General features: G+C 52.4%; 12 protein-coding genes. All 12 read right to left on the bottom strand.

Features of this window, described 5'->3' with window-relative positions; all coding sequences use genetic code 11:
• Positions 1-8: 8 nt before the first annotated feature.
• The gene (locus M1D30_RS00675; RefSeq protein WP_248505186.1) at positions 9-1,949 is read right to left on the bottom strand and encodes a TonB-dependent siderophore receptor; all 1,941 of its coding nucleotides are present in this window, start codon (positions 1,947-1,949) and stop codon (positions 9-11) included.
• Between the two features lie 25 nt (positions 1,950-1,974).
• The gene (locus M1D30_RS00670) at positions 1,975-2,619 is read right to left on the bottom strand and encodes an HmuY family protein (protein WP_248505183.1); all 645 of its coding nucleotides are present in this window, start codon (positions 2,617-2,619) and stop codon (positions 1,975-1,977) included.
• Between the two features lie 2 nt (positions 2,620-2,621).
• Positions 2,622-3,128 carry a calycin-like domain-containing protein gene (locus M1D30_RS00665; RefSeq protein ID WP_248505181.1) on the bottom strand — a complete coding sequence of 169 codons (507 nt, stop codon included), beginning with the start codon at positions 3,126-3,128 and terminating at the stop codon, positions 2,622-2,624.
• A 174-nt stretch (positions 3,129-3,302) separates the two neighbouring features.
• Positions 3,303-3,866 (bottom strand): MptD family putative ECF transporter S component, encoded by a 564-nt coding sequence (locus tag M1D30_RS00660; RefSeq protein ID WP_248505180.1) that lies wholly within the window; start codon positions 3,864-3,866, stop codon positions 3,303-3,305.
• A gap of 1 nt (position 3,867) precedes the next feature.
• On the bottom strand, positions 3,868-5,019 hold the full coding sequence (locus tag M1D30_RS00655; protein ID WP_248505178.1) for a DUF1302 family protein: 1,152 nt from the start codon (positions 5,017-5,019) through the stop codon (positions 3,868-3,870).
• Entirely contained in the window at positions 5,016-5,792 is a 777-nt protein-coding gene (locus M1D30_RS00650; RefSeq protein WP_248505176.1) for an outer membrane lipoprotein-sorting protein, read from the bottom strand. Before M1D30_RS00650 ends, M1D30_RS00655 begins: the two co-directional genes overlap by 4 nt.
• A 6-nt stretch (positions 5,793-5,798) precedes the next feature.
• Entirely contained in the window at positions 5,799-8,141 is a 2,343-nt protein-coding gene (locus M1D30_RS00645; RefSeq protein WP_248505175.1) for an RND family transporter, read from the bottom strand.
• Between the two features lie 189 nt (positions 8,142-8,330).
• Positions 8,331-8,957, bottom strand: coding sequence for a TetR/AcrR family transcriptional regulator (locus M1D30_RS00640; protein WP_248505174.1), 627 nt, complete (start codon positions 8,955-8,957; stop codon positions 8,331-8,333).
• A 10-nt stretch (positions 8,958-8,967) separates the two neighbouring features.
• Positions 8,968-10,128, bottom strand: coding sequence for a cytochrome c biogenesis protein (gene ccsA / locus M1D30_RS00635; protein ID WP_248505173.1), 1,161 nt, complete (start codon positions 10,126-10,128; stop codon positions 8,968-8,970).
• A 30-nt stretch (positions 10,129-10,158) separates the two neighbouring features.
• Positions 10,159-11,877 (bottom strand): di-heme oxidoredictase family protein, encoded by a 1,719-nt coding sequence (locus M1D30_RS00630; RefSeq protein ID WP_248505172.1) that lies wholly within the window; start codon positions 11,875-11,877, stop codon positions 10,159-10,161.
• 68 nt (positions 11,878-11,945) lie between these two features.
• On the bottom strand, positions 11,946-13,274 hold the full coding sequence (locus M1D30_RS00625; RefSeq protein WP_248505170.1) for an imelysin family protein: 1,329 nt from the start codon (positions 13,272-13,274) through the stop codon (positions 11,946-11,948).
• 39 nt (positions 13,275-13,313) lie between these two features.
• Positions 13,314-14,603, bottom strand: a complete 1,290-nt coding sequence (locus tag M1D30_RS00620; protein WP_248505168.1) for a hypothetical protein — start codon at positions 14,601-14,603, stop codon at positions 13,314-13,316.
• Positions 14,604-14,688: the final 85 nt, after the last annotated feature.

Below are 14,688 nucleotides of genomic sequence, written 5' to 3'. Positions count from 1 at the left end.
GATTCTGTTCATAGCATTTTATTGATATCAATAGACACGCCAAGCGTCAGCGTTGTGCCCAACGTGACAGGCGAGTTGGCAGCATAGGTCTTAGGCTGATAGTTAAACAGGTTGTCGACGGCACAGTTGAGCGTGATGCCCTTCATGAAGCGCTGCGAGAGCGAGAACTTCCAGATGGCATAGCCGTCGTAGTGGGTCTTGGTCATCTCGTCGAGCGTGCTGGAGGTGTACTCCGTCACGTTGACAGCCGAGAGGAATCGGCCTGAGAGCGACACGTAGAGTCCGTAGTTCTTCGTAAACTGATGGTCGTAGTCGGCACGCCACGTGAGCGAGTGCGGACGGGCAGCAGTAAGGTCGGGCTGTCCCTTCTTCACGATATTCTTGGTGAAGGCATACGACACCCTGGCGCCAAAGCCGTTGTGATGATGCAACTGTGCGTTGACGTCGGCCCCAGCTATCTGCTGGTTGGCAATGTTGGTATACATCTGTCCACTCTTCCCGTCGCGCACCACCGTAGCCGTGGTGATATAGTTGCTGAAGAAGTTATAATAGCCGGTGGCCGTCAAGCAGTATTTCAGGTTGCTGGTAATCGAACCGTAGTTGGTCCACGAAAGCGACAAGTTATGGTTGGTCTCGCACTTCAGGTCAGGATTACCATAGATCTTGAAGATGCCTCCCATAAAGAAATCCATATAGAGTTCCTTGAGCGAGGGGGCACGGAAGCCAGAGGCATAGGAGGCACGCAGACTGTTGTGTCCGCTTTTCCACATACCCGCCAGTTTCCACGTGGGCATACCTTTTGCGGCAGCCGAGAAATAGTCGTAACGCAGTCCGCCGATAACCTCCCATTGCTCCGTGGGGGCATAGTCCCATTGCACAAAGGCGTCGTAGCTGTTTTGCGACTGGTGGTTATTATCGGCGGCAAACTGATAGGTCATCAGGTAGTCGTTCATGAAGTCGGCACCCAGGATAAGTTGAGAGTTGAGAGTTGAAAGCTGAGAGTTATAGACGGCACGTGCCACATGCTGACGGTTGGAATAGTCGCGCAGGTCCTTATGTGTCAGCATGTTCAGGTCCGACTTATCATACTGGTCAAAGCTATAGCCCACCTCGAGGTGCTGCTGCGGCGTGATACTCCAGTTCATCTTCAACCCGTCGCTGAAGTCGCGATAGCGCTCATGACTCACCTCGCCCGACTCCCTCTCGCGGAAGAAATAACCCAGTCGGCCCGTCAGCGACAGGTCGTGGCGCAGTTGCCAGACAAGGCGTTCCTTCACGTTGTACGAGCGTCCGCCATAGGTGGGCAACGACGAGTCCTCGCCCAAATCCAGCGCCTTTGCACGGGTCATCTGGAAGGTAGTAAGCGAGTTCAGTTTACCCATGTTGAAATCGACACTTCCGCCGTGGCGCCACTCCTTGGTAGCACCCTCGTAACGGGTGTTGAGGTTGGCGCTCCACGTGTCTGACGGCCCCTTAGTGATGATATTGATGACACCACCCATCGCCGACGAGCCGTAGAGCGTAGAGGCGGCACCCTTGACAATCTCGATACGTTCGATACTGTTGAGGTTGAGACGCGAGAAATCGATGTTATCCATTGACTCGCCCGCCATGCGTTCGCCGTCCACCAGAAACAGGATGTTATTGCCATCGTAGCCACCCATGTTCAGCACCTGCTGACCCATAGAATAGGTAAACTCCAATCCTGGCAGTTCCTGTTGCAGCATGTCCTTGATATTAGTGGCATCGGCCTTTTGGATATCCTCTGCCGTGATGACACGCGTAACCACAGGGATATCCTTCAGCGTCTTGGGAGTGCGAGTGGCGGTGACGACAACGGTCTGCAACTTCAACGGATCATCGTTCCACAGCACGCTGTCGGCAGGATCAGTTGCGGCTTGCATCGTGCTACAGAGGCACAAGGCCATCATCATCAATTCACTTTTCAATCTTTCAACTTTCACTTTTCAAAATTCACTTAAAGATAGGATACTTATAGTTCACCGTCATCCAGCCTTTCACTTGATAACTGTCTGTACTCATAAAGTTGGCCAACTGTATGGCGGCGTAGGTGCCGTCGGCTAGGCGCAGCAACATCACGTTGTCGTGCATTGTGTAATTGGGCGGCATATTACTCGTGTCCACCTCCACCCATTGTCCTATCACCATGTTCTTACGACCAGGGGCATACACCAGATAGCCCTCCATCATGTGCGACATATCCACGGTGATGCATTGTTCACTCTCTTCATCGGCTGTCCACTCGCCATCACTAGGCAGTCCGGCCTGCTCCAGGGCTTCAATCGAGTGATAGGGCGTCATCATCACGGTGGCGCCGTTGGTCTTCACGTCGTAACGATGGTGAGCGATGTCCCACTCTTGGGGTGCACCCGTCTCCGTGAGGTCGTCCAGACTGATGGTCGAGATGGTGATGGTGGGCACAGGCGTGTGGAGGTTGATGTACACCCACTGGGCATAGTCGGTGGCGTCCACATAGTACTGTCCCGCCTGCTTCTCTACCACAGGGTCGTCATACACGTCCTCCAACATATCGCAAGCTGAGAATAGTCCCATCATCAGGACTATTCCCAGCAAGCATAATGGTGTTTTAATACTCATTATTAATCCTTGTTCTGAGCAGCTTCAAATACCTCCTCGAAATCGGAAGGGTTAAACAGTACGGTAGTGCCACCCATCACAGCTGGTACATTGAATGTCGCCACCAGCTTGTCGCCACTGACGGTACCCTCGAAGGTTGCGGCATATTCTGTGCTTCCGCCCTTCATGCTGGGCATCAGGGTCTTACCCTCACCAGCCAGTGTGAACGAACCGTCATTCTGCTTTGTCACCTTGACAGCTTCAAAGGTAAACTCGCCCCAGGTCGTTGAGGTGTAGCTCAGCGTAGCAACATCAGCTGTCTGAGTAGCCTTCACGAAAACGGAGTCGTTCTCTGTGGGCTGATAATTCTGGAAATACTTGCAGTTGGCATAGGTACCACCCACATAAGTTCCTTCTACACTCTCAGCAGCAGTCTTCTCGGGTTGTGTGTTGTCATCATCGTCAGAGCACGAGGTGAACACGGGGAGCAGCGCCAAAGCTGCTACCATAGAAATCAGAATCTTTTTCATTTTTATTATTATTTAATTGGTTTGTTATTCCAAAAACATCTGCTTTACAATTGATTCTCTAATCGGCTGCAAAGGTACTATGAATAAAAAAGGTGCGCAATACCTAAAACTAAGGGTTTTAAGCATCGCGCACCAGCGTGTACCTACATAATAGTATTAATCAAAAGTAGGTATTCATGACTTCTTCCCCATCCTCGATGCAAAACTGATGGCTAGGGAGCCAGCAGCAAGGACGAGAATGATGACAAGGAAGAGGACCCAGATGGACGAGAGTGTTTTGAGACCCTCGGCATAGTCGGCGCCGATCTCTTCGGCAGCACCCTGATAGTACCATTCGGAAGCAGTCCACAACTTCATGAGCCACACGAGGATACCCAATGGCAACACGGGATAGGCCAGCAGGATGCTGCGCTTATAAGAAGTACCTATCGACTGACGCACCACATCCGATGCAATACCCACAACCACCATCAGGAGGGTCTGCGTGAAGTCAATCTCGTCCATCACGAGCAGGATGACGGCAAGGACCAGTGCAAACAGCGTACCCAAGCCAAAGCGCTGCCAACGGCGGGCAGCCCAGAGATACGAGGGTGCACCCAGCACGGCGGCCAGAACGGGGAATACGACGATCCAACACCAAGGACTCAGGAAGCCCAGGAAGGCGCAGACGAAAGACGTTACGGAATAGAGGATGGCACATCCGAGGATGACCAGCATGTTGTTGTTTGATTTTTCCATTTTAAAAACTGTATTTTAGTTTGACGAATAATTCTGAGTTCTTTTTGTAAACAGTAAAGATGCCACTGTCAGCATGAAAATAGTCGTAGCCCACGATGGCATGCAACTGGTCGTTGAGGGCGTAGTCGGCACTCAAGCGATTGAACACGCCACCATTGGTTACGTCGATATAGGCGAAGGTCTGCAACGAGAGTGTATTGTGCAGCAGGTCCTTCTGGATGCGGAGGGTCGAGAGACCCGTGTTTCTGTGCTCGCCCAGCGCCACGTACTTATGCGAATACTGCGCCGAGAGCGTCCAGTCGTTTCCGGCATACCAGTCGAGGCCAAGCAAGGCATTGGTAGAGGCAGCACGCGCTCCCCCACTCTGCAACTCGTCCAGATACTCTGCCACTTCGCCTCTTACCACGCACTTCCCCACAGGCACAGACACGTCGCCACCCAACATCGTCATGCGGCGATATTCGCCTACGCCTTTGCAGACGACAGGCTGTTTGTTCCATGTATGCAGAGCCGAAAAAGAAAAATCGATGCCGCTGAGGAAGAACGACAGTCGGCCACCATACTCCATATTACACAAACGACGCTTAGGCTCTTCGCCAATAGGGACAGGTCCCACCGACCACGGGTTCTCGGCATCCGTAGGCAGGTCAAAGAAACTGCTCACAGGTATCGCCACCGCCTCAGCGCTCCATATGTCACGCGAGTAGCGCAGACGCAAGCCACCCACAGGAATACGGATATCGTCGTAGTCCTGCGCCAAAAACTCCGTGTAGTCCATTGGCGAGATGATGTCCGTGAGCCGCAGTGCATCTGCCACACCCCAAGTGATAATCTGCCGTCCTGCTCGCACGTCCCAATGATCGTCGGAATAGTAGGCATAGGCCTCACGCAACTGGAAGCCTGAGCGGTCTTTCAGGATAGCATTGTGAATCAGGTTGGCCGACACGAACGCACCCGCATTTCCTTTCTCCAGCGTCACCTCGCCACGCACACGACTACGCGACGACATCCAGTCGTTGGGCGACTCCGTACGTACCGCATGATACATATCCACGAAGCCCTTTACGCTGACGCGGAGGGAATCCTCATCCTGCGCCGAGGCTGGACGAGGAATGATGCACAAAAGTAGTGCGAAGAGAGCGAGAGTTTTCATAAGCCTTTTTCCAGTTTAGCCACCGTAAACAGCGCCTTGTCCACCTTTACGTCGTACTGCGTGTTCTTCACCACAATGGTGGTACTGTGCTCCGTCTGCACGTTCTTCATCTCCATCTTCAGCACGGTCCAGAAGCCCTGAATCTTCTTCACTTCCTGAATAGTGAGCACACGGTGCAACTTGTTCAGTTTGTCGTAGTACTCTACATGGTCGGCTATCAAACAGTCCTGACGAATCCACGACACCTTGCGACTATATATCTCATGCTTGTCGACAGGTACCGACTCTACCACCCAGCACTTATGCCCGCCACGCATCTCCTCGCGCAGCAACTTGTGCGTGTCCTCATCCACATGGCGCTGACCCATGTCGTCATACGTAAAGTCAGTACCCATAAAATAGTCTGTTTTCGACGACGAGCCGCTGATGCGGCGCGTTTTCTTCATCGCTGGCAGGTAGAGCCATTTCGCATCCTCCTTACCAATCTCGTCGTAATCCCAGGTCAAGAATCCCGTGCCCTTCACATCGCCTGGGTAGGTAAAGAACATCATCTTCTTCGTGTCCTTACCCTCGTCCATCGCCCACGACGTCACCTTCCTCTGGCGCGTGCTGCCGTTCTTCTTTTTGAGCGTCAGTTCCATCTCACCGTAGCGCGTATCGCCGTCGGCACGGTCCTTTACTTTCTGAATTACTTGGCGGCCTGTCAACTGCTGACCGCTCATCTCACTTGCTGCCAACAGAAAGGCAGCCATTATAAATAATACCTTTTTCATATCGTTTTACTTTTTACCAAATACCTTACACTTATTAACAAGAATCGGCGTTACCAAAAGGTCAGCAGCCAATGCCGAGAGAATGCCGATGACAGCCATCAGACCGAAGTTGATACACATGGTGCAGGCCGAGGTGCAGAAGCCAGCAAAGACGGCTGAGGTGATGATAGACGTGATGACGATGGCGACACCCACCACGCGGAACGTACGACGGATGGCCTCACGATAGTGGTGCGTGCGGTCGAACTCCAACTTGGAGTGATTGATGAAATGGATGGTGTCGTCCACAGCCATACCCAACATCATGGGCAACAGCGTGGCGGTCATCATGTCGAGCGGCACACCCATCCAACCCATATAGCCACCCACGAAGATGGCAGGCATCATGTTGGGGATAAGTCCAATCAATCCCACGCGGATGCTCTGGAAGGCAATCATCAGGATGATGCCGATGATGAGGATGGAGATGACGAACGAGAGCATCTGGCCACGCACCAGATACTGCATCATGGTGACGTACTGCGGGATGTTTCCTACCGTCGTAATCTTCGCCCCAGGGAACAGTTCCTGGGCATCCTGCTGGATGCGCGCCATCTCACGCTCCACCTGCGCCGAGTTGAAGTCGGATATCTCAACCATCAGTCTAAGGCGGCGGTAGTCATAGTCCACCCAATACTCGGACTCCGTACCGCCAGCATTTTCGTAGAGAAGAATTTCCTGCGCCACCTCCTCTTCCGTATCAGGCACACGATAGTAGGCTGTGTCGCCATCGTTGAGCGTCTGGTTCAGGTCCTTCAGAATGTCGAGAATCGAGGTGGTACGCTTGGTCAGGTCGTACGTACCCACTTGCTGCTGCAACTCATCCAGTCGGTGCAGATTATCAGGCTCCTTGGCCTCATCGTTGTGAGACAGTTCCACGATGAGGTCGTAGGAATAGAGTGAGCCCAACTCTGAACGACCCACGTCCATCACCTCCTTTACGTAGGGCACATCCTCGCCCATGGTACGCTCAATATCAAAGGCTGCCTCAATCTTCCACAGACCCACGCACAACACCAGACATACCACAAGGAACGACCAGCCAATCTTCTTGGGATTACGTAATACCACGTCACTCAACTTTACCATTGCCGCCGTCCAGCGCGTGTCGCTCTCATCGGTAAAACCCTTCTTGGGTTGCTTGTTTTTACCAAACGACAGCAATACGGGCGAGATAATCAGCGACGTGAGGAGTACGAACAGTACGCTCATCGAACTGATGACACCCACACAATGCATGGGACGGATGGGGATAACGAGGAACGACAGGAGCGACACCAGTGTGGTGAAACCGCAGAAGAACACCGACCAGCCAATCTCCCTGAGTGTCTCGACCACGGCCTTGCGCCTCTCGCCGTGAATGCGCATACGTCCGCGGAAATACGAGAAGATATGGATGTTATAGGCAATGGCCACGGCAAAGGCCAGAATGGTGGGAATCATCAGTACGGTGGAGTCAACATACATCTTCGTCCAGCCCGCAATGCCGTAGGTGATAAAGAGTCCGCCAACCACCGAGATAATCGGCGCCAGCACACCACGCAGCGAGCGTGTCATGCAGAGCATCACCAGCATGCAGACGATGGTGGCAATCATCATCAGTCTACTCATCTCCTGTCCGATATAAACGGTCTTGCAGTTGGTGACGTAGGGCATGCCCGTACCTTTAGGATGCAGTGAGGCATAGGCAGGCTTCTTGATAATGCGCTCCACCTCCTGACCCGTGATGATATCAGGCGCCACGGTGCCCTGCTGCTTCCACACGCTGTCCTTGGGGAAGGTGCGTAGTTTCACCATAATCCACGACAATCGGCCGTCCTGCGAGATGAGTTTGCGCGCCACGTGTGGCTTACTGTAGGCACGGGCTTTGATACTGTCCATCGCCGCAGTGCCGTCTTCAGGAATCTCATCAGGCACAATCTGCTCGATGGTCATGCCCTCGTCGCTGCCCACCATAAACTCGATATCGGTGAGCGATGTCACCTTGTCGGCATACGACAGACTGTCCAGCAGTTCGTTGGAGAGGGCTCGCAGCGTGGCAAGATTTTCCTGTGTAAAGTGGTTGTCACATTGCGTCAGCACGCCCACGTAGTAGTCGTTGCCGAAGTGCGACTTAAACTCATCAGTCATCACCAGCATAGGGTCGTCCTCAATGAAATAGTCGTCGAACGACGTCTCCTTCACCATCCGCTTCATGCCAATCACCGACATGATCATCACCAGCACAAAGGTCGCCAGCACCAGCCAGCGCCTGCGCAGCAGTTGTCCAGCAAACCGCGCGAACAACTCATTAATCTTTTCAATCTTCATACCTTTCAATTATTTAATAACGAACAATGTTTCAAAATGTTCACAAAAAAAGAGGACCCGCATTTCTGCGAGTCCACTCTGTATCTTGATGCCGAAGCATTCCTATGTATTCTTAATCGTTTCATCTGTTGCATATTTTCGACTGCAAAATTACTATATTCTGTCGAAACGTGCAATACCTAAAACTGACTATTTCGTGTTCATCAGCGTGCGCCACCCTCCAAACTCAAACTTGATGTAGTCCTCGATGGCGCGTCGTATCTCGTCGGCAGGTAGGTTATGCTTGATGACCTCGGAGATGAAACTGAACATCCACACCATATGCACATGGTAGGTGAAGGGTGTTTGGATGACGCCATACTCAGGGTATTTGCGCTTAAACTCATTCATAAACTCCAGAACCATCTTGGTGCACTCGTCCGTGTAGGTGTCGATATAGTTCTCGAGCGAGGAGCCCTGCGACTGATAAAGCAGCAGTTTCAGCTCGTCGCGATGGTTATTAATGAGCAGCATATACTCCTTCACATGGTCACCCACCATCCCATTGCTCTGACCTGTGGCATAGCAGAGGAAGTCGACCTGACCCTCCACATTGTGATGTTCACGCATCATGCGCTCCAACTCAGCCGTGAGTGGCGATACGATATGGCGAAACAGCTCGTCCTTACACTTGAAATAGTTATAGATATTACTCACGCCAATGCCCACCCCAGCCGCAATGTCGCGCATCGAGGTCTTGGCGTAGCCCTGACGCAAAAAGATCCTGCGGGCCACCTCCACAATCTGTTCACGTGTATAGTCCTTTTTTACCTGCATGGATTGTCAGTTAAGCATATGAGTGCATACCACCCAGGAAGAAGTTCACACCAAAATAGGTGATGAGGATGGTGAGAAACGCCAGCGTCATATACACATGACGGTTCATGCGGATGCTGCGATGGGCAGGAACAGCATAAACCATCAGGGTGATGAGCGCCCACGTCTCCTTAGGGTCCCACGACCAGTAGGTGCCCCACGACACATTAGCCCATATAGCACCAATGAAGATACCATAGCACAAGAAGGCAATGGCAGGGAACAGCAGGAGCTGCGACAGGTGGAGCGTTGTCTGACGGAGCTTGGGTCTGATAATGCCCACCAGACTGCTCAGGAAGATAAAGAACAGCAGGGTGTAGGCCATCATGATGGTGGCAATATGGATGGGCAGCAAACGCGAGTTGAGCACTGGCAGGGGATGGTTCTCGGGCGAGTATTTACCCAGGAAGTGATTCATCAGGAAGACGAAGCACACAAGGATAGCCACGGCGAAGACCGTCAGTGCAGTACGATGATTGCGCAACTGCGACAGCTCATAACGGAAGCCACCCTTAGGGTCGGCGAGCATCCAGACGAGCGTCACAAAGAGCAGCGCATAGCCCACATAGGTGATTGGCGTGCCCCAAGGGTCGCTATTCATGGAAAGGATACTGCCCTCCAGGTCGGCGTCGAAGTCCATCTGATACAGGCGGATGCCATTCTTACTGGCGATGTTGTTCATCGAGATGGTCACAGGCTCGCCGTCGATACGCACATACGAGATATAGTCGGACGGCATGTCGCTACCCTCATAGAACTGCACCTCGAAGTCCTCCAGACAGATTGTGAAGGGCAACTGGTGCAGGTACATGTCGCGCGTAAGATACTCATTAGTAAGTACGCCCTTGCGCAGGGGCACCACACCACGCACAGCCGTGAGGTGAGTGAGCAGGGCTCCCAGCAGGATGACCACCAGCGACAGATGGAGCAGTACCACCGACAGTCGGCGCACCCGCTGCTTCAGGAACCAGAAGATGCCGGCAGCAGCAAGGAGGGCCCACAGGGCCGAGAACCACCAGGCACCATAGTAATGCTCCGACACATAGTCTGTGCCCTGATATCGCTCAACAATCGTGGCGGCTGCCATCACGACAACCACCACAATATAGAGTAAAACAATAGCTTTCTTCATGTATATATAACGCGTAGTAAGGGCTATATATTATATTGACTCGACGAATTTCACCAACGCGTCGCGATCATCCTTGTCCAACTGATAGAACTTCTCGGCAGCGCGATAGCCATCAGACTTCTTTGAATAGCCGTGCCACATGATAGCCTCGACAACGGTACGTGCACGACAGTCGTGCAAGCGGTCGTCGGCACCTGTCAACTGGCGCGAGAGGCCTCGGCCCCACAGCGGCGTGGTGCGACACCAGCCCGTACGGATGTCGTTCTTCATCATCAGGCGGTGCTGCACCATATCCGTATAAGGCCAGATGGTCTGGTTGGGATACTTAGGCAGCATCTTCTTGGCATCCTTGCCCACACTCTTGGCATAGGCCTTGATGCTGGCATCCACCCACATATCGTCGGCACCCGTCTTCCATGAGGGACGGTGACACTGGGCACAGCCAATCTTCGTAAACAGCTCCTTGCCACGCTGCACCTTCTTGTCGTTCAGGTGACGGGCAGCAGGCACAGCCAGTCCGCGATGCCACACCATGAACTGATAATACTGTTTGTCGCTCATCTCGTCCTTGCCATTATAGGGGGCACCATTGAAGAGGTACTTCTCGAAGGTCTCCTTCTTGGCTATCGACGAGCAACTCAGCAACTCGTTCACACGCTGGGCAATACCCTCATCGGTGCCATCGGCATAGTAAGGATGCCATAGACTGAGAGGTGAGGCGCCATGCTCCTTGATATACTTGATGACCTCAGGGTCCTGACTCTGAGCCAAGGCCCATGCAGGTGTGGTGTAGAGGAAATGGCGGTCACTACGTGTCACGTTGGTGATGTTCCAAATGGCGTTAGAGCCAGCACCATCCTGCAGCGAGCCACGTGTCATGGCATAGGTGAAGCGCTTCAGCGGACCATGCTGACCATCGCGGAAGGTGCCCAGGTCGTTGTAGTTGGCAGAATAGTAGGCCGACGACTTAAAGGTGCCTGCCTCCTTGTCCCACATATTAGGATTCAGTTCCACATACTTCGACTCGCCCCTCCATTGAGCCTCGATGTCCTCATCGTCGATGGCATCAAGAAGACCTGTGCCGTAGATACCGATGGTTGACTCCAGACGCACCTCATAGTTGGTGGGCTTAGGGTTGGTGTTGAAGGCCGTCTGAGGGATGGTCACCTCAGGATAGATGAGCGAGTACTTCTCGCCATCAGCAAACGCCATGGGCAGTCCACTCTCCATGGCCGTCACCTCTTTCCAATCGATGCGAATCTGGTTCTCGTCGATAGGCGCCTTGAAAGGAGCCATTGCCTGTGTCTGAGGCATACCCGTCACCTCCGCGATATAACCGTTGGTATCAGGGTGATAGATAACCAGAAGGTAACCATTGCCAATCTGGTTGGCACGATACTCTGTCTGGCGCTTGCCATGACCATAGCTGGGATGACAGGCAATACATGAGTTGCGTACCCAGGCAGGACCCAAACCCTTGCGAGGCTCCTGCTCCAGCGTATAGAGTTTCTCAAAGAAGCCCTCACCCGTGGTGAAGTCCTCCACCATTCCTGCAGCCTCAGCAGCTGGACTAATGGCCGAATAGCTGGCTTTCTCGGTGGTTCCCAGCTGTCCGCCAGGATACCATTCCTCGGCTGAAAAATTACCTGTTTCCTTTCCAAATACTTGTTCCTCGGGTACTAGACCACCCAGGTCGCTTAAGCTATCGTTATCATCGGAACATGCTGCCAGCATCACTGCTGACAGCATTCCGATAGACGTAGCTCTAAATAAATTAGATACGTTTATCATCATGATGAATATAATTAATTAATGTTTCATTCTTCTGAGATTGAGTCCCAGTTATCAGGATCGTCAAAGTCCTTACCCCACACCACGCTGCAGTACTTCACGAAGGGTGCAGGCATACCGCTAATGGCCTCGATGGCCTTCACATAACCATTCTCCACCTTTGTGTTCACGTCATCCTTACCAACACTGGCAAAGAAGGTGTGGAAAGAATACTGGTTGGCAGTCTTATCGGTAGAGCCCAGCCAGATGTTACGGATAGAGCGGATATTATCGCGGAAGTCGCTGATAGAGTTGTAGCTATAGGGTGACTCCACATAAGAGATATCGCCTGAAGAGAAGGGGTTGGCAATCTTGGCAGATCCTACCTCCGAGCAGATGGCAAAGCAAGAACCCTCGTCGTCAGAGAGCAGCTGTGCGATGGCGTCCTTCAGTGTGGGGAAGGTGCTCTTGCTGTCAAGACCAGCCTTCTTCAGGTTGTCGCCATAGCTCAGACCCTTCTCAGTGGTGTAGTCGAGACCAGCCTCCTTCACCACAGCCACACGGGTAGCGTTGGCCGATGTCTCACCCTCCCAGGCTACCTGCAACTGGAAGGTGCGCTGCTTCAGCAGGGTGCAGATGGTCTGGGCATAGGCCAGCTCCTGTGCACCTGTGATGTGCTCGAAGTTCTTATAGGTGTCGTTAGCCTGCAACTCGGCCACCTTACGAGGCTGACCATTGCGGAAGAGGATGAACTCAAGGGCGTGGAAGCCCAGGATGGTAGCATCCTCCAGCATCTCTTCGTTCATGCCGTTGTTGAAGTAGCTCAGCAGCAGCGAACGGTTCAAAGGCCATGAGTCGATGGTGGGGTCCACATCGAAGTCGCTGGCAGCACCACCCAGGAATGCCTCAGAGCGCTCCCAGTACTGACGGGCTTTCTTGAAGTCCTCGCAGGCAGCATTGATCTGCGACTGTGTAATCGTGTTCACGGTCAAACCGTTCAGGGTGCTCTCCAGTGCCTCTGTTTCGTTGGCCAACTGTGTATAGGTGGGCACAATCACGTTGCTCACCACATTCTCGAGCACTTTATAAAGATAAGCTTCCTGTGTCTCAGAGAGGCTGGCACCACTGATGGTGCTGTTGGCCTTTGTCAGTTCGCCCTCCAAGGCTGCACATCCGTCGATAGCGGCCTCACCAAAGGCTTTGTTGTCATAGCCAGTGGTAACAGAGGCATAGGTATCCTGGTCAACAACGGGTGTGGTCACCTTGATGTTGAAACCTGTTTCATTACCATCTTTGTTGTCATCATCATCGCCACATGATGTCATTGTCAGGGCTCCCAAGGCTACTGCCACTGACAGGAAGAAATACTTTTTCATAAGCTTTTTAATACTTTTTTATGTTGAATTGTTTATCGTTTACAGAAAGAAGCCCTCGTAGGCCACGCCGATGTTCAGCGAAGGCTCGTTGTTAAACTGCGACTTAAGGAAGCGCTTAGAATACTCCGCCTTGATGACCACTGAGTGGAGGGGGTAGTAGTTCACACCCACAGCCATGCGCTTCACAGCCGTATAATCATAGGTCACACCCTTGGTGGCCGAAGCATAGGGGTTGTACTGCTCATAGCGGCCAAACAGATAGAGTTTCTTCTCCTGCTGACGCAACTTCCTAATCTGCGAGAAAATGTCGTAGCCAGCCTCCAGACCATAGGCATAGGCGTTCTTCGATACAAAGGCCGAGTGGTGGTAGGGCGACTTCTTGTTCACACGGTTCGACAGGTATTTCAACTGATCGGCATCGCCCAGATAGCCGTAGTCGGCCTGGCCACGCACGATCCAGTTATGCCCCTTATAAGTAAAGTCGAGGGCACCAACAAGTACCTGACCCTTATACTCTGCATCCACACCATTGGCATTGCGAGGATAGCTGTTGCCGATGCTCTCGCCATAGTAGCCACTCAGGCCAATACGCAAGCCACGGATGCTATAGTTATCCAAGCGGAGCGCAACACCATATTTGTTGGCCACATCAAACTCCAGGGGTGACATGTGTCCTTTGTGAATCCAGCCAGTATTGGTAAAGCCGTCGGCATTCAGGCCTGCCAGCAGCTGAGCCTCATAACGGAAGTCCTTATAGCGGCCCCAGAACGACACACCCGTCTGATGCCATGTAGAGGGCATGATGGTGTTCTCGCCCTCAGGACGATAGACGGTGAAGAAGTTGGTAGGCTCATGATGGGCGTTGTTCAGTCCCACAGGCACCACGATATGTCCAGCACGGATGTTGGCCCAGCGAGCAAACGACTTCTGGATCCAGAACTGCTCCAGCTCTACCTCGCCGCCCTTCTCTACTTCCTGTTCCCATTCGCCGCCTTCCTCGTCTTCTTTCTCATAGGCCAGTCCGTTGCCGCCGTGCTCAAACTCAATCTCTGTGCCAAACGACCAGCCTTGACCAAAATCGTAACCCAGGTAAACCACAGCATGGGGAATATCGAAGCGACCATGACTGGGGTCGTCCTTGTGCAACTCAGGCTGACTGTAACGACTCACGTGGTCACTGAAATAATTACGCGAGAACACAGCCTCGCCATAACCGCCCACAGTCAGGTGCGAAAATTCCTCTGTTTCTTTAATGCTATCTTTTGCTGTCTGAGCATCAACTGTCTGACAGGCCATAATGACTGAAAATGCTATAATAAATCTTTTCATTTCAAACTAGTTAAAATTCCGGCTGCAAAGGTAGTGTGAATAAAAAAAAGATACAATACCTAAAAATAATGAAAATGATTACGAA

This window comes from Prevotella sp. E15-22 (genome assembly GCF_023204875.1).
GTDB lineage: Bacteria > Bacteroidota > Bacteroidia > Bacteroidales > Bacteroidaceae > Prevotella.
This window is presented reverse-complemented; position numbering and strand designations above follow the sequence as displayed.